This is a genomic window from Bacillus sp. AFS017336 (assembly GCF_002555445.1).
Taxonomy (GTDB): domain Bacteria; phylum Bacillota; class Bacilli; order Bacillales; family Bacillaceae_G; genus Gottfriedia.
The window spans coordinates 25,243-47,164 of the sequence record NZ_NUCO01000145.1; the positions used below are offsets into that span (position 1 = coordinate 25,243).

Annotated in this window: 15 protein-coding genes; 11 read left to right on the forward strand and 4 right to left on the reverse strand. The window is 33.9% G+C overall.

The genetic code is table 11. The annotated features are described in order from the left end of the window. Positions 1-89 precede the first annotated feature (89 nt). The 8 genes from mglB (at position 90) to CN601_RS24855 (ending at position 15,046) form a co-directional block, all read left to right on the forward strand. The gene (mglB, locus tag CN601_RS24820) at positions 90-1,151 is read left to right on the forward strand and encodes a galactose/glucose ABC transporter substrate-binding protein MglB (protein ID WP_098172681.1); all 1,062 of its coding nucleotides are present in this window, start codon (positions 90-92) and stop codon (positions 1,149-1,151) included. A gap of 97 nt (positions 1,152-1,248) precedes the next feature. Continuing rightward, the gene (mglA, locus tag CN601_RS24825; protein ID WP_098172682.1) at positions 1,249-2,751 is read left to right on the forward strand and encodes a galactose/methyl galactoside ABC transporter ATP-binding protein MglA; all 1,503 of its coding nucleotides are present in this window, start codon (positions 1,249-1,251) and stop codon (positions 2,749-2,751) included. A 13-nt stretch (positions 2,752-2,764) separates the two neighbouring features. After that, positions 2,765-3,787 carry a galactose/methyl galactoside ABC transporter permease MglC gene (mglC, locus tag CN601_RS24830; RefSeq protein WP_098172683.1) on the forward strand — a complete coding sequence of 341 codons (1,023 nt, stop codon included), beginning with the start codon at positions 2,765-2,767 and terminating at the stop codon, positions 3,785-3,787. 133 nt (positions 3,788-3,920) lie between these two features. After that, a complete protein-coding gene (locus CN601_RS24835; RefSeq protein WP_098172700.1) occupies positions 3,921-5,102 on the forward strand; it encodes a galactokinase in 1,182 nt (393 codons plus the stop codon). Next, positions 5,103-6,098 (forward strand): UDP-glucose 4-epimerase GalE, encoded by a 996-nt coding sequence (galE, locus tag CN601_RS24840; RefSeq protein ID WP_098172684.1) that lies wholly within the window; start codon positions 5,103-5,105, stop codon positions 6,096-6,098. A 4-nt stretch (positions 6,099-6,102) separates the two neighbouring features. After that, positions 6,103-7,608, forward strand: coding sequence for a UDP-glucose--hexose-1-phosphate uridylyltransferase (gene galT, locus CN601_RS24845; RefSeq protein ID WP_098172685.1), 1,506 nt, complete (start codon positions 6,103-6,105; stop codon positions 7,606-7,608). Then, positions 7,605-8,654 (forward strand): aldose epimerase family protein, encoded by a 1,050-nt coding sequence (locus CN601_RS24850; RefSeq protein WP_098172686.1) that lies wholly within the window; start codon positions 7,605-7,607, stop codon positions 8,652-8,654. Before galT ends, CN601_RS24850 begins: the two co-directional genes overlap by 4 nt. A 224-nt stretch (positions 8,655-8,878) precedes the next feature. Next, complete coding sequence (locus tag CN601_RS24855; protein ID WP_179865683.1) at positions 8,879-15,046, forward strand: Ig-like domain-containing protein; 6,168 nt, start codon at positions 8,879-8,881, stop codon at positions 15,044-15,046. 444 nt (positions 15,047-15,490) lie between these two features. Here CN601_RS24855 and CN601_RS24860 read toward each other — a convergent pair whose 3' ends face one another. The 4 genes from CN601_RS24860 to CN601_RS24875 all read right to left on the reverse strand — a co-directional run bounded on the left by CN601_RS24860 (position 15,491) and on the right by CN601_RS24875 (position 16,771). Then, positions 15,491-15,697, reverse strand: a complete 207-nt coding sequence (locus tag CN601_RS24860; protein ID WP_098172688.1) for a hypothetical protein — start codon at positions 15,695-15,697, stop codon at positions 15,491-15,493. Positions 15,698-15,736: 39 nt separating this feature from the next. Continuing rightward, a complete protein-coding gene (locus tag CN601_RS24865) occupies positions 15,737-15,940 on the reverse strand; it encodes a helix-turn-helix transcriptional regulator (protein WP_088011638.1) in 204 nt (67 codons plus the stop codon). 12 nt (positions 15,941-15,952) lie between these two features. Continuing rightward, entirely contained in the window at positions 15,953-16,351 is a 399-nt protein-coding gene (locus CN601_RS24870; protein ID WP_098172689.1) for a hypothetical protein, read from the reverse strand. A gap of 219 nt (positions 16,352-16,570) precedes the next feature. Then, positions 16,571-16,771 (reverse strand): hypothetical protein, encoded by a 201-nt coding sequence (locus CN601_RS24875; RefSeq protein ID WP_179865684.1) that lies wholly within the window; start codon positions 16,769-16,771, stop codon positions 16,571-16,573. A 598-nt stretch (positions 16,772-17,369) separates the two neighbouring features. Here CN601_RS24875 and CN601_RS24880 point away from each other — a divergent pair. The 3 genes from CN601_RS24880 (at position 17,370) to CN601_RS24890 (ending at position 21,897) form a co-directional block, all read left to right on the forward strand. Further along, positions 17,370-18,233: a MerR family transcriptional regulator gene (locus CN601_RS24880; RefSeq protein ID WP_179865685.1), complete on the forward strand. Its 864-nt coding sequence runs from the start codon at positions 17,370-17,372 to the stop codon at positions 18,231-18,233. Positions 18,234-18,691: 458 nt separating this feature from the next. Next, positions 18,692-20,041, forward strand: a complete 1,350-nt coding sequence (locus CN601_RS24885; RefSeq protein ID WP_098172692.1) for an APC family permease — start codon at positions 18,692-18,694, stop codon at positions 20,039-20,041. Positions 20,042-20,280: 239 nt separating this feature from the next. Beyond that, positions 20,281-21,897 (forward strand): amidohydrolase, encoded by a 1,617-nt coding sequence (locus CN601_RS24890; protein ID WP_098172693.1) that lies wholly within the window; start codon positions 20,281-20,283, stop codon positions 21,895-21,897. The last annotated feature ends 25 nt before the right edge of the window (positions 21,898-21,922 follow it).

Here is a 21,922-nt window from a genome sequence, read left to right on the forward strand (position 1 = left end):
CATGTTAACATATTTGTAAGGGTTTCCAAAGTGAAAGGTAAGTGCCATTTTACCTTTGTTTTTACTATATATAAGAGGAGAATAATCACATGATTAAAAAGAAAAAGGAATTTATTTTATCTTTAACAGTTGCTTCTAGCATTCTATTAACTGCTGGATGTAGTAGTTCTACTAGTGGTTCTGATTCTGGCAATAAAGGTGGCGATAAGCTTCCAGCTGTTGGAGCAACGATTTACAAATTTGATGATAACTTTATGTCTTATGTTCGTCGTGCGATGGAAGGGACAGCTAAAGGGAAAGTTAATCTGATGTTAAATGATTCCCAAAATGACCAAGCAAAACAAATTGAACAAGTAGATACATTAATAGCAAAAGGTGCTAAATCATTGGCTATTAATCTAGTAGACCCCAAGGCAGCACAGACGATTGTTGATAAGGCAAAGTCGAAAGATATTCCTGTTATCTTCTTTAATAAAGAGCCGGATTCATCTGTTTTAAAAGGTTTTGAAAAAGCTTACTATGTTGGTACAACATCATCAGAAGCAGGTGTGATTCAAGGGGAAATGGTTACAAAAGCATGGAAGGCAAACATTAAAAAATATGACAAAAACGGCGATGGGAAAATTCAATATGTTTTACTAAAAGGTGAACCAGGTCACCCAGATGCAGAAGCTCGTACAAAATATGTAATTGATACAATAAAAGAAAAAGGGATCGGAGTAGAAGAATTAGCAATGGATACAGCTATGTGGGATGCAACTAAAGCAACAGAAAAGATGGATGCTTGGATCGCTAAATACAAAGATAAAATCGAATTTGTAATCGCTAATAACGATGGTATGGCTTTAGGCGCAATTGCTTCTCTTGAAAAAGCAGGCTATTTCTCTGGAAACAAGTTTATGCCAGTTGTAGGTGTTGATGCAATTCCGGAAGCGCTTGATATGATTGAACAAGGTAAAATGGTTGGAACGGTATTAAATGACGCTACTAACCAAGGTAAAGCGACTATTGAACTTGCTACAAATGCAGCAAATGGTAAAGACGTTCTTGAAGGAACAGATTGGACATTAGATGATTCTAAAGCAGTTCGTGTTCCATACATTGAAGTAACAAAAGAAAATATTCAAGTAGGTAAAGATGCTTATAAATAATAAAGAAGAAAGTAGCTGTCGGATGCAAAAAAAATATGAGATGCACTCATTAAGTACCTCTCATATTTTTTCATAGGTATTAAAAGGAGGCATGCTCATGTTAGAAACCAGAACGACTAATATACTTGAAATGAGTCATTTAACAAAGAAATTTCCTGGTGTAATCGCACTTCAAAATGTTTCACTTAAAGTGAAGGCTGGGACTGTACATGCTTTAATGGGTGAAAATGGTGCTGGAAAATCAACTTTGATGAAGTGTTTATTTGGTATTTATTCAATGGATGATGGCTCAATTCATTTGGATGGCAAGAAGGTCTCATTTGCCAATTCCAAACAAGCACTAGAAAACGGAGTTTCTATGGTCCATCAGGAATTGAATCAAGTTCGTCAGCAAAATGTCATGGATAATATTTGGTTAGGACGTTTTCCAAAAAAAGGCATTTTTATAGATGAAAAGAAAATGTATGAAGATACAGATGCTATTTTTAAAAGTCTGGATATCTCTATCGATCCACGGAGTAGAGTGAGCACTTTATCTGTTTCTGAAATGCAAATGGTAGAAATCGCTAAAGCAGTTTCTTATCATTCGAAAATTATTGTAATGGATGAGCCTACTTCATCTCTAACAGAAAAAGAGGTAGACCACTTATTTAAAATCATTAGAAAACTACAAAGTGAGAATGTCGCTATTATTTATATTTCTCACAAAATGGAAGAAATTCTGAAGATATCAGATGAAGTAACCATCATGCGTGACGGTCAGTACATTACTACAAAAAGTGCGAAAGAGTTAACAACCGAGGAGATTATTAAGCTTATGGTTGGACGGGATCTTTCACAGAGGTTCCCTACAAAAATAAATCAACCTGGTGACGTTATATTAAAAGTTACAGATTTAACGGCCGAAAATGAATCCTCCTTCTCTGATATCAATTTTGAGATTAGAAAAGGTGAAATTTTAGGTATTGCTGGTCTAGTCGGCTCTAAACGAACAGAAGTAATGGAGTCAATATTCGGTATGAGAGCAATGAAATCAGGGAAGCTGGAACTTCATGGTAAAGAAGTGCAAAACCATTCACCTCAGCATGCTATCAAAAATGGTTTTGCACTCGTGACAGAAGAAAGAAGATCCACAGGTATATACCCTGATCTTAGTATAAGCTTTAACTCTATCATAGCTAACCTAGCTCAGTATAAAAAAGGGATCCTCCTTTCTGACAGGAAAGTACACCATGATACTAAGTGGGTAATTGAATCAATGAAGGTAAAGACTCCATCTCAAAAGACAGCCATCGGCAGTTTATCCGGTGGAAACCAACAGAAGGTAATCATTGGCCGATGGTTGTTAACTAATCCGGAAGTTCTATTACTAGATGAGCCTACAAGAGGAATTGATGTAGGCGCAAAGTTTGAAATTTACCAACTCATTAATCAACTAGCAGCAGAAGGAAAAGGGATCATAATGATTTCTTCTGAAATGCCAGAACTTTTGGGTGTAACAGACCGAATTTTAGTAATGAGTAATGGAAAAGTAGCTGGAATCGTTGATACAGCCACTACATCTCAAGAAGAAATCATGCGATTAGCAGCATTGTATTAGGAGGAAATGTAAAATGAGTTCACAAGCCATCAAAAATTCAAAAATAACCAAATGGCTATTCGATAATGTAATCTATGTTTTTTTAATACTTCTTGTAATAGGAATAATAATCGTTTCTCCTGATTTTCTATCGGTTACCAATTTAATCAATATTTTAAGTCAATCTTCTTCACGTATTATTATTGCGCTTGGAATAGCAGGAATTCTAATTACAGCTGGAACGGACCTTTCTGCTGGTCGGATGGTCGGTCTTGCGGCTGTAGTGTCGGCATCGTTGCTTCAAGCTGGTGATTATGCTTATAAAATGTATCCAAGCTTGCCGGAATTACCTTTGTTTGTACCAATTATTATTGCCATGTTAATTACTGGGCTATTTGGCTCATTAAACGGTGTCATTGTTTCAAAATTTCATGTACCTCCCTTCATTGCTACATTAGGGATGATGATTGGTATATATGGAATTACCTCTATCTACTTTGATCGTCCTCCATACGGTGCACAACCAATTGGTGGATTAAGTGAAAGCTTTACAAAGTTTGCTCAACGGGGAATTCCAATAGGTGACTATGAAATTCCATTTCTTATTTTTTATGCTATTATCTTTTCAATCATTATTTGGGTTCTTTGGAATAAAACACAATTAGGTAAAAATATGTATGCAATTGGAGGAAACCCTGAAGCAGCTAAGGTTTCTGGTGTAAACGTTGCAAAAAATATCATAATAATTTACACGATTGCAGGCCTTCTTTATGGTTTCTCTGGAACACTTGAAGCTGGACGCGTAGGTAGCGCTACAAACAATACCGGTAATATGTATGAGCTTGATGCCATCGCAGCTTGCGTTGTGGGAGGAGTGTCATTATCAGGTGGTATTGGTACAGTGCCAGGTGTTATTACTGGGGTTTTAATTTTCCAAATTATCAACTATGGTTTAGCTTTCCTAGGAGTAAGCCCATACATCCAATTCATTGTAAAAGGTGCAATTATTATTGTGGCCGTCGCATTTGATATGCGTAAGCATGCAAAGAAAAAATAGATTAATAGTAAAAATTTAAATATAGCTAAAAGCCCCTTTATTAAAATGTGAATAAACTATTAAAGGGGCTTTAAATTTTAAAAAATTGAAGAAAGGAATAAAGTGAATGCTCACAATTCCAAATTTAAACAGTATGAAAAGCGACACATTAATCTCTAAATTTAAGAACTTATATCACGAATTGCCACAAAAAGTTTTTTTTGCACCTGGGAGAATTAATTTAATTGGAGAACATACCGATTATAATGGCGGCCATGTTTTTCCATGTGCAATTACGTATGGAACCTATGCTCTTGTTAAAAAGCGTAATGATCAGATAATTCGCATGTATTCAATTAATTTTCCTGACCAAGGATTAATCGAGTTTGACTTGACTTCATTAGATTTTAATCCGAATGATAACTGGGCAAATTATCCAAAAGGTATCCTTCGTTACATAATAGAATTAGGATACGAATTTACTTCAGGATTTGAGTTACTTATTTATGGGAATATTCCTAATGGTGCAGGGCTTTCTTCTTCTGCATCGCTTGAAATGTTAACGGGTGTAATGCTAAATGGCTTGTTTGATCTTAATATTCCTCGTCTAGATCTCATCAAGCTTGGAAAACGTGTTGAAAATGAGTTTATTGGGGTAAATAGTGGGATCATGGACCAATTTGTGATTGGTATGGGAGTTAGACATGCAGGGATTTTGCTAGATTGCAAGACACTTAATTATGAGTACGCTCCAATTCAGTTTGAAGGATATAAAATATTGATTATGAATACAAATAAGCGCAGAGAGCTAGCGGATTCGAAGTACAATCAGCGTAGAAGTGAATGTGAAGAAGCACTGGCTCAGCTTCAGCAAAAGCTGACCATTGAAGCTCTTGGGCAGCTTACTGAAAAAGAGTTCGATGAAAATCAATTTCTCATTTCAAATGAAATTGTTCGTAAGCGTGCCAAGCATGCAGTTTATGAAAATAGAAGAACCTTAAAAGCACTTAAAGAGCTAAAAGCAGCGAATTTAGAGGGGTTTGGGCAATTAATGAACGACTCACACAGATCATTACGAGATGATTATGAAGTGACGGGTAAAGAGCTTGATAGCTTAGTAGAAGCAGCGTGGAAACAGTCGGGGGTACTTGGAGCACGAATGACGGGAGCAGGTTTTGGGGGTTGTGCGATTGCAATCGTCGCGAATGAAGAGGTTGATCACTTTATAGCGAATGTTGGTGCTGTTTATCGAGAACTGATCGGCTATGATGCTGATTTCTATGTAGCGAGTATCGGGGATGGTGCAAAAGAAATAGAAATGACGGAGGGGATATAAATGAGTATTCTTGTGCTAGGCGGAGCAGGCTATATTGGTTCGCACGCGGTTTATCAGTTAATCGATCATGATTTTGAAGTGGTTGTGATTGATCAATTACAAACAGGCCACTTAGATGCAATTCATCCAAAGGCAGTTTTTTATCAAGGAGATATCCGCGATCGACAATTTATGAAAACTGTCTTTGAAAAAGAAAACATTGAGGCAATCCTACATTTTGCGGCTAATTCTCTTGTAGGTGAATCAATGCTTGAGCCTTTAAAGTACTTTGATAACAATGTATACGGTACGCAGATTGTTCTTGAAATGATGAAGGAATTTGGTGTTAAACACATTGTGTTTTCATCGACAGCTGCTGTTTATGGGGAACCTAAAGTCGTACCTATTACAGAAGAGGCTATTGCAATTCCAACGAACACTTATGGTGAAACGAAATTATCGATGGAAAGAATGATAGCTTGGTGCGAAAAAGCTTTTGATTTGAAATATGTATCCCTCCGCTATTTTAACGTTGCTGGAGCTAGAAGTGACGGACAAATAGGTGAGGACCATCATCCAGAAACACATCTTATCCCTGTTGTTTTAGAAGCTGCATTAGGTAAGAGGGAAGCTGTTAAGATTTTTGGAGATGATTATGATACGAAAGATGGCACATGCGTAAGGGATTATATTCATGTAGAGGACTTGATTGAAGCACATCTATTAGCGCTTCGTTATCTCCAAAATGGAGGAAAGAGCAACATTTTTAATCTGGGTAGTAGTCAAGGTTTTTCTGTTCAAGAAATTATTGAGACGGCTATTCAGGTAACTGGCATCAATATTCCAGTTAAAAAAGGTGATCGACGTTCTGGTGACCCAAGTACTCTCGTTGCTTCTTCGGAAAAAGTAAAACAGATACTAGGATGGAAACCATCGAGAACCTCAATTCACAAAATCATTAGTGATGCTTGGAACTGGCATCAAAATCACCCTAATGGTTATCAAAAATTGAGGTGAAAAGATGATATTTCAATACGTACAACAATTAATCAATCAAGCAATTTTAGCTCAATTAATTGAGTCGGACGATGAAATATTTGCGCGTAATCAAATCCTTTCCCTTTTACAGTTAACTGAATATAAGGAAGCAATTGGGAAAAACCAAGTTATGATTCAAGACTTACTTGATTTAATTGTTGATTATGCATGTGAAAAAGGAATTATTGAGAACCAATCTGATGAAAGAGAGATTTTCTCTAGTAAAATAATGAACTGCTTGATTCCTCGCCCATCAACTGTAAACAAGTTTTTCTATGAAAAATATAAACTGGATCCTCTATCAGCAACAAACTATTTTTATCAATTATGTAAAAATAGTAACTATATTCAGATGAGGCAAATCAAGAAGAATATTGAGTATAAAGTGTCGACAAAATATGGTGAATTAGATATTACCATTAATTTGTCTAAACCAGAAAAAGATCCAAAAAGCATTGAATTAGAAAGAGCAGCTCCCAAAAGAGACTATCCAAAATGTTTGCTTTGCATTGAAAATGAAGGTTATGTCGGGAGAAGAGGCCATCCAGCACGCTCCAATCACCGTATGATTCGAGTCAATTTATTGGGAGAAACTTGGTATTTACAGTATTCACCTTATTTATACTACAACGAGCATTGTATTGTTCTATCCAAAACACATACAAATATGATTATTAACCGTAAGACATTTGAACTGTTGTTAGCCTTTGTTGGAAAATTTCCGCATTATTTTGTTGGATCAAATGCCGATTTACCCATTGTTGGTGGTTCGATTTTATCTCATGATCATTATCAGGGTGGTCGTTATAGATTTGCTATGGCTAGAGCAGACGTTGATTGGACTTTTGAATTGCAAGAATTTCGAGATGTTCAATGTTCAGTTTTGAAATGGCCAATGTCTGTCATTCGGTTGCAATCGGAACAATCGTGCACACTAGTTGAAGTTGCGGAAAAAATTTTAATAGCTTGGGAAAACTACAATGACGAAGAATTAGGGATCTTAGCGAAAACAGGTGAGGTACCTCATAACACGATTACCCCTATTGCTCGTAAGAATGGGAACTTATTTGAGTTGGATTTAGTGCTTCGTAATAATCGAACGGACTCTAAACATCCACTTGGGATTTTTCATCCACATGAAGATGTTCACCATATTAAGAAAGAGAACATTGGTCTTATTGAAGTAATGGGGCTGGCCGTGCTACCTGCGCGACTAAAGACTGAACTTGAAGAAGTAGGAAATTTCATTCTTAATAAAACAAAAGTCGTTGCCGAGTATCATCTAAACTGGGCTATAGAATTAAAAGGTAAATATCTCGGTGTTGTTAATGAAACAAATATTGAATCGATTATGAAAGATGAAGTAGGCAAGAAGTTTTTAAGAGCATTAGAAAATGCAGGAGTGTTTAAACGGGATGAAGTAGGAATTGCAGGATTTCATCGTTTCCTTTATTCATTATCTGCTCCAAAAGAAGAGATAAACCGATGAAAATGCAAGATCGTTTGTTTGGTCATTACAATGGAAAACCTGTTAAAGAGTATACTTTTTACAATGATTCAGGAATGTCAGTATCTTGTCTAAATTATGGATGTATCATTTCGAAAATTATGGTTCCCGATCTTATTGGAAACGTTGAAAATGTTGTTCTTGGTTTTGAGGATTTTAGTGATTATCTAAAATGGTCACCATACTTTGGAGCGATAGTAGGTAGAGTAGCTGGGAGGATTAAAGGTGCATCATTTGACTTGGATGGTAAGAAATACAGACTAGCTGCTAATGATGATCTTAACCATTTACATGGTGGGAAAGTTGGCCTTAGCTCCGTCATTTGGAAAACGGAAAAAATTGAAGAAGAAAATGCAATTGGTATGAAATTTTTTTACCTCAGTCCAGATGGTGAAGAAGGTTACCCAGGAAATTTAGATATAACTGTATTGTATCTTTTAACAAATGACAATGAACTAAAAATAACATATGAGGGTAAGACTGATAAAAAGACTTTGATTAATCTAACGAATCATTCTTATTTTAACTTAAGTGGTAATTTAAAAAGGGATTGTTTAGAGCATAAGCTACAATTAGAAACTAATTTCTTTTTAGAATTAAGTCCTGATTTAACACCTACTGGAAGATTACTAGATGTTAAGAATACTCCCTTTGATTTTAAGCAAGGTCGAAAGTTAAAAGAAGGAATCCTATTATCTCATCCTCAAAATGTTCTTGTTGGTCATGGTTATGATCATCCGATCGTTTTCGCTAATCAGAGTGAACGGACAATAATGTTAAGTGATGAGGAAAGTGGGCGGAATTTACTTGTTACAACCGATCAACCATGTGTTGTTCTTTACTCAGGAAATCAATTAGTAGGCAAATATTCCATATCAAATGTTCCAGTGAGAAAATACTTAGGAATCTGCCTTGAGACCCAAGGGTATCCAGATGCGATTAATTATCCTGAATTTCCATCTATCATTTTAGAACGAGAGGACAAATACTGTTCAACAACTAAGTATCGTTTTTTTGTCGATAAGTGAAGGAGTACTAAATGAATATCTGATTCTATTAAAATCGAAAATGACAATGCATTGATAGATTTAAAGAGAACTTTTAATACAGAAAAATTAGTTACGAATAATTCGATCAATATTCTTTTAGTTGAGATACTGGTTCTGGCGTATAAATATCATTACAAAGTGAGTAGTCAGAATATACAAAATACTAAAGAAGAGTTAAAAAATTGATGAATGGAGCTAGAGATATGAAGTTTAATAAGATATTAAGCTTAGTTTTAGCTACAGTAGTATTTACAACTACTTCAGGGATCACTACATTGGCAGAGACTACAGCAAAGGTTAATAGTGAGATAGTAACAAATAATGAAAAACAAAGAACTATATCGTTTAACGATGATTGGAAATTCAATTTAGGGGATGCAGCAAGAGCGAAAGAAAAAGATTTTGATGATAGTAAATGGAGAAAGGTAACGTTACCTCATGATTGGAGCATAGAGTTAGATTTTAATAAAGATTCTCTAGCACGCCATGAAGGTGGATTTCTAGATGGAGGAACTGGCTGGTATAGAAAGAACTTTGTACTTCCAAAGGAAATGGAAGGAAAGAAAATAAGCATTAACTTCGGCGGAGTATACATGGATAGTTATGTTTATGTGAATGGAAAGCAGGTTGGTAACCATCCATATGGATATACTCCATTTTCATTTGATATTACAAATGATCTGGTATGTGATGGGGTTACTGAGAATGTTATAGCTGTAAAGGCGACAAATCAGCAGCCCAGTAGTAGATGGTATTCAGGTAGTGGTATATATAGAGATGTAAACCTTACCGTGACTGAAAATGTTCATGTTGCAGAGTATGGTACTTATGTAACTACACCAGATTTAGAAAACGAATACAAACAAGGTAGAGCTAACGTTAATATTAAAACAGACATTATGAATGAGAAAGCTACAGAAAAAGATGTAAGTGTTAAATCAGTTATTTTAGATGCTGAAGGAAATAGCGTAGCGGAAAATGTAACTACTGAAGTAGTTAGTGCAGGTGCTACTAAGAAATTCAATGCAGATGTAACGGTTGATAATCCAAAACTTTGGGGTATTGAAAATCCTTATTTATATAAGGTAGCTACTATTGTAATGATTGATAATAAAATAGTCGATGAGTATAAAACAGATTTTGGTATTAGATGGTTTGATATGAAACCTAACGATGGCTTTTTCTTAAATGGGACGCAAATGAAGCTTAAAGGTGTTAGTATGCATCATGATCAAGGAGCTTTAGGTGCTGTTGATAATAAAACATCAATAAGAAGACAAGTTGAAAAGTTAAAAAAGATGGGAGTAAATTCTATTAGGGTTACTCATAATCCTGCATCACAACATCTAATAGACATATGCAACGAGGAAGGTATTTTACTTGTAGAAGAATCTTTTGATGGATGGTATTTAGCAAAGAAAACCTATGATTATGCAAGATTTTTTGAACAAAAATCTATATATGGAGATATGACCTGGGCAGAGTATGATGTTAAGCAAATGGTTAATAGAGGGAAAAATGCTCCAAGTATAATAATGTGGTCAGTAGGGAATGAAGTATGGGTAAGTAGTCAAGAAAAGGGACAAGAAACCGCTAAAAAACTAAATAAGTGGGTTAAAGAGATAGATAATACTAGACCAACTACTTATGGAGAGTCATTATTCCAATTGGGAGAAAATGGTGAAGGTGAACATGAGAAGGCATCTAATGAGGTTGATGCAGTTGGATTTAATTATGGTGATGATCATTATGATTTCTTTCATAAAAAATATCCAGAATGGATTATTTATGGATCAGAAACATCCTCAGCACTAAGAAGTAGAGGGGAATATGACCATCCTGAACAAACTAAAGTATGGGATCTTCATCCAGATTTGCAACAATCTTCTTATGATAATGATTATGTTTCGTGGGGTAAAACGGCAGAATCATCATGGAAGATTGATAGAGATAGAAAGTTTGTTTTAGGTCAATATATTTGGACAGGTTTTGATTATATTGGAGAGCCAGCACCATACGATAAATTCCCATCAAAATCTTCCTATTTTGGTGCTATAGATACAGCTGGATTTGAGAAGGATATTTTTTATTTCTATCAAAGTCAATGGTCAGATAAGCCAATGGTTCATTTATTACCACACTGGAATTGGGAGAATGACGATAGCATTAAGGTTGATGGAGATAAAATATTAGTTTATGCATATACGAATGCTAATTCTGTAGACTTATACTTTAATGAAGATGTAACAAGTGATGATTTAGGTAAACTAGTAGAAAGTAAAGGATATGAAGTTACAAATGCAGGATACAATGGAACGTATAAAGAGACTAAGGATGGTAAGCTCCATTTAGAATTTAGAGTTCCGTATAAACCAGGTAAATTAACTGCCGTTGCAAAGGATGAAAATGGGAAAGAAATTGCAAGAGATGTAGTTAAAACTGCTAAAGATGCAAAAAAGATTGATTTAAGTGCAGATCGACAAGTTATAGCTGCAGATGGATATGATTTGTCATTTATAACAGTAGATGTAACTGATGAAAACGGTACTTTAGTACCGAATGCTGATAACTTAGTAAATTTTGACGTTAAAGGTAATGGGAAGATTGTCGGAGTAGATAATGGTAATGCTGCAAGTGTTGAGAGATATAAGGATAATAAGAGAAAGGCATTTAATGGTAAAGCTTTAGTGATTGTTCAATCAACAAAAAATGCAGGCTCATTTACATTAACTGCAACAAGTCAAGGAATTTCTTCTGATAATATAACAGTACATACTGTTCCAAAAGAAGAGTTAAGTGAAGATAAAATAGTAGGATATGATGTAAGCGATGTTATCGTACCTATTAACGGGGAACTAAAGCTCCCAGAGAAAGTAACAGCACTTTATTCAAACGAAACTAGAAAAGATGTAGATGTTACTTGGGATTCAGTTTCACAGGATGCTTTAATAAAACCTGGAATATTTAAAGTTAAAGGAACTGTAGCAGGCAGTGGTATTTCAGTAAATATTAAAGTAATTGTTAAAGACGTTATTGGTGTATTAGATGCTAGGATGTTAGTACCTGTTGGCAAACAAGCTAAGCTTTCAAAAGAAGTATCCGTAGTAAGTAATGATGGAAGTATAGAAAAGTACCCAGTAACTTGGGAAAGAGAGTTAACCGCAGAGGATGTTAATTCACCTAAAACTATTACAATAGAGGGTAAGATTACCGGATTAGCAGGCATACATCCTAAAGCAATCGTAGTTGTAACTAATAATTTTAAAGAAGTAAATATAGCATTAAATGAAGGTGAAGCTTATCCAAAGCCATTCGGTTCATATACTGAAGGATGGGATAGTATAAATGACATAAATGATGGCGTGGTTTCTAAGGAGAGCTATCCAAAAAATAGATGGACGAACTGGGGGAAACCAGGAGAAAATTATGATGATTATATTGGTATTGAATTCGATAAGAAGTATTCAGTAAATAAAATAGGAACTTCATTATATAGTGATTATGGAGTTGCGATTCCAAGTGAGATTTTAGTTGAATATTGGAATGGTAATGAGTGGGTTGGAGTTTCTAATCAAAGTAAGACAAAAGGGTTCTCAGCAATAGATAAAGAAGAAATTACTTTTGATGAAGTAAACACAACTAAAATAAGAGCTTTATTAAAGGAAGATACTGAAGCTAATAAAGCAGTTGGGCTTACTGAATTCTATGTTTATTCTGATGTAATAGAAATGGAAGGTACAGGGTTACTAAGTGATATTAAAGTAGATGATAGATCTGTTGAAAACTTTAACGAAAAGATTAATGAATACAGAATTAATCTACCTTATGGATCAAAGGTTCCAATAGTTACAGCTACAGCTAAGGATAATGCAAGTGTATTTGTAGTTCCAGCATTAAATGCTGATAGTAACGCTACTATAATTGTAATAGCAGAAGATGGAACAACTAATAATTATATTGTTAATTTTTCAGAAGGCGATCCAAAATTAACTTCAGCAACAATACAATTATCTAAAGAAGATCTAATTGAAGACGATATTGTTGATGTTAAAGTAGAAGGACTATTAGAAGATGATTCTTTAATTTCGCCAGATCAGCTACAAGTAAAATATAATTTATCTTCAGATAATACAGGAAAAGCCAAGATAGAAGGAAGTAAATTATATGCCTATACAGAAGGAACAGTAACGTTAAATGCAGAGGTAACTTATAGTGGTAAGACTATTACCACTAAAGATTTAGTAATAAATATTGGAAAGAATACTGCCCAAAAGACTATTACTTCATATGAAAAAGTAAATGTTGAAACAGATAAGGGAGTTTCACCAGTATTACCAGAAAAGGTAAAAGCGATATATGATATTGGATTACCAAGAGAGGTAAAGGTTAGTTGGGGTAAAGTAAAAGAAGAATTATATAATAAGTATGGAGTATTTGAAATTGAAGGAAGTGTTGAGGGACAAGCTTTAAAAGTGAAGGCAACAGTTGTAGTAAAAGGATTATCAGCATTACAAAATATTTCAATGGCAACTAATGTAAAGCTAGAGCCAGAGCTTCCACGAACGGTAAAGGCTTACTATACAGATGGAACAATAGTTGACCTTCCTGTTACTTGGAAAGATTATGATAAAGACTTATTAAGTAAAGTTGGAATTTTTCCTATAAATGGAACAATAGAAGGAACAGATAAAATTGTAACTGCAAGTATCAGAGTAACTAATGAAACAGTGCAAGGAGATAATATTGCCGGTTTTAAGAATGGATTTACTTTACCTATGGCAATAGCTTCATTTACCAATGAAGTTCCAAATGATAGTGTAAACCATCTAAATGATAATAAGGATAATACAAGATGGACTAACTGGCAAAGTACTTCTAGAGATATTGAGTGGGTTGGAATTATTTTTGGAACTGGAATACCAGAAGAAAAATATATAAATAACTTACAGGTTAGTTTCTTTGAAGATTCAGGATGTAAGATTCCTAGTAATATAGAAACCCAATACTATATTGGTAAAAATATTATTTTACCAGGTAATCCAGGACAAGTATCGATCGATAGTGAAAACCCATTAAATGATGATAAAAATTGGGCAACAGTAACAAATTTTGTTGCTAATCCGGATTCAACATCTTCAACATCTCCAAATATTTTTACATTTGATATGGTTAAAACATATGCACTAAGAGTAAAAATGGTAGCTAATAAAAATATGTCATTAGCAATAAATGAAATTAGAGCTTTTGAAGAAAGAGTAGAGCAACATTCAAATTTTGTTGTAAATGGAATAAAAGTTAATGATAAAGCTTTAGAAGATTTTGCAGCTGATAGTTACAACTACACAATTAAACTAGCTGCTAATGAAGAGTTACCAAAAATAACTGTAGATGCAAGTAATAATGCATCATCATCTGTAGTTTATACTGTAAATAATTCAGAGAAGCTAGAGGTTATTGTAAGATCCGAAAATGGACTTAAAGAAGTTAAATATGAAATAACTTTAAAAAGAGAAGTTGATAAGACAGCATTAAAGATCGCTATAGACAATGCTGATGAATTGGTAGCTAATGGTGGATTAGAAGGCGTAGTACCAGCCGTTGTTAAAGAATTTAATGAATCATTAGCGCAGGCTAAAGAAGTTTATGGAATTGATGATGCAACAGAAGTAGAAGTAGATGCTGCATATAAGAGATTAATTAATTCAATAGAGATGCTTGAGTTTAAGCAAGGTAATAAGGAAGCTTTACAAACTCTTGTAGATTCGGTCAAAGCATTAGTTGAAAAAGAGTATACATCAGATTCATGGGCTAACTTACAAAGAGCTCTTGGAGAAGCAGAAGGTGTATTAGCTGATGAAAATGCAATGCAAAAGGAAGTAGATGAAGCATTTAATATCTTAAAGACAACTATAGATGCTTTAGTGAAGAAGAATATAAATAAGACAGATCTTCAAAACTTAGTAAATATGGTTGAAGGCTTAAATAAAGACAAATATATTAAATTAGCTTGGAAAAAGTTTGAAAAAACAATGAAAGACGCTAAAAAGGTTCTAGGAAATGAAGATGTAGCTCAAGAAGAAGTAGATGAAGCTTATAATAACTTACTTAAGTCTTACCTTGATTTAAAATTAGCACCAGATAAATCTTCTCTAGAAGATTTAATAAATAAAGTAAAGCATAAGGATTTATCAAAATATACTAAGGAAAGTGTAGCAATACTTAAGAAAGAATTAAAGAATGCTGATAAAGTATTAAAAGATAAAGAAGTTACACAACCAGAAGTAAATGCAGCAACTAAAACCTTAAATGTAGCCTTAGCTAATTTAGAGGAAAAGGTAGGATCAAATAAAGATAGCTGGAAAATGACTTAGTATTGATTCGCTATTTCTACTTCATTACTTTACTATGATCAGCTATTTGAATGAAATTTAAATAAAAATAGCTATCCATCACTTTGAGACGGACAGCTATTTTTTTCAATTATTTTAAAAACGATTTAGTTTTTTTCTTTTGCACTAAATTTATATGTTTCTTGCAATGTTTTTAAATCCACTTTTTCGTTATTTTGTAAAAGTAAAGGGGGTATGTCGTAGGTGATGCAATGAAAAACGGTAAGTGGGTAAACCAGCTTGACATTCGGTGGTACATCGTTGTCGTCGGAGTCAGATTAAATGATGGGCTCTAAGGCACCATAGTGCAATGACCTTCTTCGTAGACACGTAGAAATATTTTCATTCGCTGTGGTGCAGCGCTTGCGCTGAATGAGTGGCTAAATGTCAGTTTAGTTGAAGTAACCACATTATTCTAATTTGTTACTACTTAATAAAATAAGCGATGACACCTATGATAATACATAAAACTCCACCCAAAAATTGTCCTAATCCAGATGCTTCTCCCATTAATAATAAATTGAATATGTTTTTACTTCTTTGACTTTTTCCAAATAAGCCTTTGTCTGTTCTCATACGATAAAGACCCCAAGTAATTAAAATTATTCCAAAAATAAATAAGATTATGAGCATTTTTGTTCCTCCGTTGTTTGTTTAAGTAATGTAATAAAATTATTTGTCATCTTCATCAAAAATAAAAGTTTCTTCAATTGATAAATTGAAAACTGAAGCTATTTTATATGCAAGTTGAACAGATGGATTATATTTTTGTTTTTCTAATGAGATGATTGTTCTTGAAGATACACCTACTTTATCAGCTAATTCTTGTTGTGTTATATCATGTTTCATTCTCAATTCTTTCACTCTATTTATCATAACTCCTCCTAATTAAAGGACATGATTATAAAATTTTCTAGATACCATATCACTTATTATCAATGAAACTAAAAGTATAAATAATGCAGCATTTGTTGAAATTACAACAAAATTGGATAAAAACATAATAATTAAAAGTTCACATAGCAGCAAATTCAAGGAAAAATGGGCAACTTTCCCATCAATTATCATATCTCTTTCGTCATACTCCTTTGATAATTCCTTTTCTATTTCAGTGTTATTTCTAGATTTAATGTAAGAGGCTATTGAATATAACAAAAGTATTCCGCCTAATAATAACAAGATAAATCCAAAATTAAATCCTACCGATTTATTGAAAATTAATTTTATACTCCCAAATACAATGAGCAAACTTGACAATAAAAAGCGATCCCTAAACATATTTTTCAAAATATATCTCTCCTAACCCATTAACCACGCAAAAAGTGAAGTTTTCTTCATATGAAGTTTATTTCACGTGAAGTCTACTTCATGTTACAGTTGTTTTAAAAAAATGTCAATATGTAAAATCTTAAGCCTATTAACGCATGCGATAGTTGAAGATCAAGAACTGCTAATTGAGGCTTTTTTTCTTAAAGTAAATATGATGAGGCGATGAAAAAAGTTGGATCATATATAACTGAGTTCGAACAAGCAGTAGAAAAAAGAATAGTCTGTTCTATTTGAAGTACCTGGTTTTCCAGCTTTAATCCAATCAGCATAGGTCGTTTCCATTGGATCATTATCATTATTAACGAAATCATATCCACCTTTATATGCATCTTTCAAGTCTGGATGGTTGTAGTCCATATGCAATAGCTGACCAAACATTCAGGGGGACAAATAAAGCATCTGCAGATTTAAATTTTGATAAAGTTGTCGATAAGAGATTTGCTTCAATATTTGTTTTAATTATTGTTATTTCAACTATATAGAGAATAGTTGTTTTTCAAATGGGAGCAATTGAAGGAATGAAAAACATATATAAGATTAAAAGTAATTGGATTTTTTCTCTAACTATTTCTGTTGTTATGATTATAATTTCAAGTAAATATTCGAATAATATGGTTAATTTTTTTTAATAGAATTGTTAGCAGTACGAACTTATATATAAATATTTCATATCAACTAATTATTCCATTCATTTTGTTGATCTTAATAATATGTAAGAAATTAATATTCCAATCCTCAAAAACTAAAATTGGTCATTAGTGATATAGAGATTAATTTTCTAATTCGGACAATTTTTTGGTAAAGATTGGACATGAAAAGCTTGATCAATTGAAATAACACCCTACCACACTATCAATCTATTGTTATAAATGGGGTTGTCAGGTAAGATTCTAATATCGAAACTTTTGAATTTTCTTAAAACATTAAAAAATTTAAAGTTCATAATGATTACTTTTTGAGGTTAGGAGGAGAAATGATGCAAAATAAGCTGAGTATAGGAGAAATGGCGAGGTTGAGAAGTGTCACCGTGGATACGTTACGTCATTACGATAAAATTGGATTGCTAAAACCGTATCATATTGACTCCAATAATGGCTATCGTTATTATTCTATTTATCAATATGAAGTTCTTGGAACAATAAAAGAATTAAGGAATGTAGGTTTATCATTAGAGGAAATAAAACAATTTTTAACGAATCGCAACGTAAGTAAATCGGTTCAATTACTACAAAAATCAATAGTTAATATACAAGAGAAAATAAAGGAATTGCAAGATATTCATAATACTTTGCTTAGCCGAATAAACAATATTGAAGATTTCACAAACAGTTACAGGAATTCGGATATCGTTATTAAGCATTTTGAAGAACGAGAATATATTCAGTTAGACAGACCAGTAAGTTGGGATGATAAAGAAAATCTCTATTTTGGATTTTTGGATCTTGAAAGCAGGATTGGTGGAACTATTCCAGTATTAGCAAGTAATAAATTCGGAGATTTTATTAATAAAGAGTACTTTGATGAAATTAGTCAATCAACTGATTTTTCCAATAATCTAAGTGGATATCAATCGCAATTATTCATTCTTGTGCAGGATGATGAAGTTAATCAACCAACACAAAAACTAGAAAAAGGATTATATGTATGTTCCTACTATGGAGGACTCGTAAGGGAGAAAATGCTAACCCAGCTTAAGAAGATACTTCATTATTGCGATACAAAAGGCTACGTTATTAACGGCGATGCCGTTCGAATTATGCAGGTTGACGTTTCTCTAACTGATCAATCTGATGAAGCTTATTATGAAATACAAATTCCGATTCTAGATGAAGTAAACTAGAAAAAAGCCTTCGAAATGATAACTTATCATTTCAAGGCTTTTTTTTATGTAATGGTTTACTCTGGAGTTAGACGAGACTTTATAATGGTTTCATACTCTAATGGAGTGATGCTTTTTCCAAATAGAAACAGCAAGTTATTATTTGAAAGTAAATCATTATGTTTAAAGGAGTGATTTTATTGTTACATATTCTTAGAATACAAAAATAGCAAAGTACTTTAGAACGACTTTTTGAGAATGTTTACAAACCATCCAGTAAGTATGCATAATTAGATACTTTTCATGTTGGCTTCCTGCTAAAACAAAGGAGCCAGAGATGAATAACTATATTATTCCTGAGTATTAATAGAATTTTATAATAAATATTCTGAATAATCTGATTTAAGGTGATTTATAGATTAATGAAATTATAACTTTTATTCGTTAGCCTTGAAACAATTTATAAGGAGGTTTGATTAATGGAAAAAACAAATTCACCAACACTTAAACGCTCTCTTACTTTGATGCCTGTCATATTTTTTGGATTAGCTTTCATGGCTCCCAAAACGTTTTTCTCAACATATGGGGTCGCTGTACACAGCACAAACGGGATGATGCCAACCGCTTATGCTTTGGCGTTAGTTGTGATGTTATTTACAGCTTATAGCTATGCTCAATTAGTGAAAGCGTTCCCTAATGCTGGAGCGGCATATACGTTTACGCAAAAATCAATTAATCCATATATTGGGTTTATCGTTGGTTGGACAATCATCATTGATTATTTATTAAGTCCAATGATTAGCTCATTAATCCTTGGAATATCATTGAAAGCATATTTTCCATTCATACCAATGTTTGTTTGGATCATATTGTTCATTATATTTATAACAATTGTCAACATCTTAGGCATTAAATTAGCAGCAAAGCTTAATACGTACATGCTTCTCTTTCAAATTATTTTGTTTGGACTATTTTTTATTTTGACGATTAAAGGGCTACTTGCAGGAAAAGGAGCAGGAATATTGTTTTCAACTAATCCATTCTATGATTCTAAAATAAATGTCTCTGCTTTTCTATCTGTTGTCCCTATCTTATGTTTTAGCTTTTTAGGTTTTGATGCAGTAACAACGTTGTCTGAAGAGACGAAGAATCCTACTAGAACGTTACCAAAAGCTATCTATCTCATAACGTTGATTGGCGGATTTTTATTTATCGCAGGTTCTTATTTTGCGCAACTCATTTTTCCGGATTTTCAGTCTTTCAAAAATCCTGAATCTGCTTATTTAGAGATTGCAATGTATATCGGTGGACACATATTTTCTAGTTTCTTTGTAGTAGTAGGCCTAACAGCCACTACAGCTTCAGCCATTGCATCCGGAACAAGCGCCTCTCGTATTTTGTATTCAATGGGAAGGGAGAATGTGTTGCCAAAAAAAATCTTTGGATATCTATCCCAAAAATATCGTACACCGGTAGTCAATATTTTAATAATTGGTGTAATTTCGTTAAGTGCTCTATTTCTAAATCTAACGACGGCCATATCCCTAATTAGTTTTGGAGCGTTGTTCGCTTTTTTCTTTGTAAATCTTTCAGTTGTTGCTCACTATTTTTTCCGAAAAGAACAAAGGTCTTTTAAAGAAACGATTCAATATTTGATGATCCCACTTATTGGTGCAGCACTCATTGGATTGTTTTTTATAAAACTAGATAAACATTCATTATTACTAGGTGGTACTTGGCTTCTTATAGGAGTTATCTTTCTATTAAACTTAACAAAAATGTTTAGACAACCTCCGCCGGAGCTTTCCTTTAAAGAGGCTCAATTATAAGGGATAAAATCTAAAAAAAATATTATGAACGCAGAGCGGAATTTAATAAGAAGTAGCCACTTTCACCAGAAGTAAAACCTGAATTCTGTACGACAGGCTCCTATTGTTCAGCACTTTTGCCAGTTTAATTGCTTTAAAGATTAAAGAAGAGAAACCGTTTTAAACTATGTAGGGGATATAGATTAATAGATATTATTTTATCCCCAGAGAGAATCACATTATGAGAGGATTGAGTGATAATGAGTCAACAAATAGCTGATATGATTATTGCAAGTAATGCTGTATTTACAGGGGTTTCGGATAAACCAGAGCCTGCTTCTATTGCGATTAAAGGAAACAAAATTATTGATATTGGTTCTGAGGAGCACATCAAATCTTATATAGGCGAGAATACGAGAATCTATCAATTTAATGACCAATTAATTATGTCAGGATTCCATGATTTCCATCTTCATATTATGCAAGGTGCTGTTTCTCTCAATAGTGTCAATCTGTTCGCTGCTCGTTCTGAAGGTGAAGCAATAGAAATGATTCGCGAATTCGCCGATGCAAAATTGGAAAATCAATGGGTAATCGGATTTACATGGGATTCAGGTTATTGGGAAACCCAACAATTACCGACTCGCCATTCATTGGATCGTGTCCTTCCTGATCGTCCAGCAATCATGTTTCACGCTGAAGGGCATTATGCATGGGTAAACACGAAAGCCTTGGAGATTGCTAACATTAATCGAAATACAGAAAACCCTTCTTACGGTACGATCAGTAAAGACAAATACGGAGAACCAAACGGTATTTTATATGAAAAAGCAATGGATGCGGTTATCCGCCTTGCTTTCAATTTTTCAAAGACACAAAAGAATGAAATCTTCTCTAATTTCTTGTCATACGCGGCAAGTCTAGGGGTAACTGCTGTACATGACTTACATGCTCTAAAATCAATAGAAGCACTTAATGTTTTCAAAGAATTCGAAGACAAAGGAACATTAACTACGCGTATTCATTTATGGCCTGCTTTAAATGGTAATCTCTTTCAAGCCAAACAATTGCGGGATATGTATCAATCGGATAAACTCCGTGTGTCAGGACTGAAACAATTTATCGATGGCATCATTACTGGACGAACTGCTTATTTACTAAAACCTTATGCAGATCAAATAGAAACACGCGGTGAGACGTCTTTCCCTCCTGAGATGATAAAAAAATGGGTCGTTGATGCAGATAAAGAAGACTTTAGTATTCGTTTTCATGCGATCGGTGATGGAGCGATTCGTCTTGCGTTAGATGCTTTCGAGGAAGCAAAGAAAGTGAATGGTAAGAGGGATTCACGTCATTCAGTTGAGCATATTGAGGTGATTCATCCTGATGATATCCATCGTTTCAAAGAGCTTGGAGTTACTGCTTCGATGCAGCCGGATCACTTAGCAATGTCCGAAAGAGGTGTTTACACCGATCGGATTGGTTCAGAACGCGAAAAGCATGTTTTCTCGATTAATACATTACAAAAAGCAGGTGCTAAACTGGCATTTGGAACCGACTTTCCGATTGATATTTTGAATCCGCTTTTGCAAATCTATCGTGCAGTAACGAGAATTGACAGCAGCGGAAATACGGTATGGCATCCACATGAGCGGATCTCACTGGCCGAAGCATTAAAAGCTTATACAAGCGGCTCAGCTTACGGTACTTTTAGGGAAGATGAATTAGGATCTCTAGAAGTAGGGAAGCTTGCTGATATTGTAGTTCTAGAGCAAAATCTTTTTGAAATACCAGAGGAAGATATTCCTAATGTGAAGGTACGACTAACAATTGTTGATGGAAAAGTTGTATTTGATCATGCTGGTGCATTGGTATAGAAAAGGAAAAATACTACGATGAAGC

Excerpts from the sequence above, each read along its gene's own strand:
- galT (WP_098172685.1), top strand. The coding sequence starts at position 6,103 with ATGATATTTCAATACGTACAACAATTAATCAATCAAGCAATTTTAGCT.
- mglC (WP_098172683.1), top strand. The coding sequence starts at position 2,765 with ATGAGTTCACAAGCCATCAAAAATTCAAAAATAACCAAATGGCTATTC.
- mglA (WP_098172682.1), top strand. The coding sequence starts at position 1,249 with ATGTTAGAAACCAGAACGACTAATATACTTGAAATGAGTCATTTAACA.
- CN601_RS24835 (WP_098172700.1), top strand. The coding sequence starts at position 3,921 with ATGAAAAGCGACACATTAATCTCTAAATTTAAGAACTTATATCACGAA.
- CN601_RS24850 (WP_098172686.1), top strand. The coding sequence starts at position 7,605 with ATGAAAATGCAAGATCGTTTGTTTGGTCATTACAATGGAAAACCTGTT.
- CN601_RS24875 (WP_179865684.1), bottom strand. The coding sequence starts at position 16,771 with ATGTTTGGTCAGCTATTGCATATGGACTACAACCATCCAGACTTGAAA.
- CN601_RS24855 (WP_179865683.1), top strand. The coding sequence starts at position 8,879 with ATGAAGTTTAATAAGATATTAAGCTTAGTTTTAGCTACAGTAGTATTT.
- mglB (WP_098172681.1), top strand. The coding sequence starts at position 90 with ATGATTAAAAAGAAAAAGGAATTTATTTTATCTTTAACAGTTGCTTCT.
- CN601_RS24860 (WP_098172688.1), bottom strand. The coding sequence starts at position 15,697 with ATGCTCATAATCTTATTTATTTTTGGAATAATTTTAATTACTTGGGGT.
- CN601_RS24885 (WP_098172692.1), top strand. The coding sequence starts at position 18,692 with ATGGAAAAAACAAATTCACCAACACTTAAACGCTCTCTTACTTTGATG.
- CN601_RS24880 (WP_179865685.1), top strand. The coding sequence starts at position 17,370 with ATGCAAAATAAGCTGAGTATAGGAGAAATGGCGAGGTTGAGAAGTGTC.
- CN601_RS24890 (WP_098172693.1), top strand. The coding sequence starts at position 20,281 with ATGAGTCAACAAATAGCTGATATGATTATTGCAAGTAATGCTGTATTT.
- CN601_RS24865 (WP_088011638.1), bottom strand. The coding sequence starts at position 15,940 with ATGATAAATAGAGTGAAAGAATTGAGAATGAAACATGATATAACACAA.
- galE (WP_098172684.1), top strand. The coding sequence starts at position 5,103 with ATGAGTATTCTTGTGCTAGGCGGAGCAGGCTATATTGGTTCGCACGCG.